Genomic DNA, 461 nt, shown 5'->3' on the forward strand with positions numbered 1-461 from the left:
CGCGCATTTCTCTGTGGCGAAGATAAATTTACTGGTAAATCATACGAACACCGCAGGCCGCAGGGATTGGGTTGAAGAAAAGCTATTGATGTTGGCTTCCGTATTTTGTATTGATGTCTGTGCTTATGCCGTGATGAGTAATCATACTCACATTGTTTTATATGTTGATGACAACAAGGCTAAACGTCTGTCCGATGAAGCGATTGTGATACGATGGCACAAGTTGTTTAAAGGTAATGGAATAAGCCAAAAATTTACTGAAGGTGAGCCACTCAATGAGTCGGAGCAGTTGATATTAGATGAATTGGTTGATAAGTACAGAGAAAGGCTCGCAGATATTAGCTGGTTTATGCGAGTACTTAACGAAGACATCGCCCGCCGAGCAAATAGAGAAGATAATTGTACAGGCCGTTTTTGGGAAGGACGGTTTAAATCCCAAGCATTACTGGATGAAGCAGCGC

Annotated in this window: 1 pseudogene; it reads left to right on the forward strand. The window is 42.3% G+C overall.

Features of this window, described 5'->3' with window-relative positions:
• Nucleotides 1-461: pseudogene (locus EAG18_RS22090) on the forward strand (transposase); the annotation flags it as partial.

Origin of the sequence: Pseudoalteromonas sp. J010 (assembly GCF_003934235.1) — a bacterium.
In the GTDB taxonomy this organism is placed as follows: Bacteria; Pseudomonadota; Gammaproteobacteria; order Enterobacterales; family Alteromonadaceae; genus Pseudoalteromonas; species Pseudoalteromonas peptidolytica.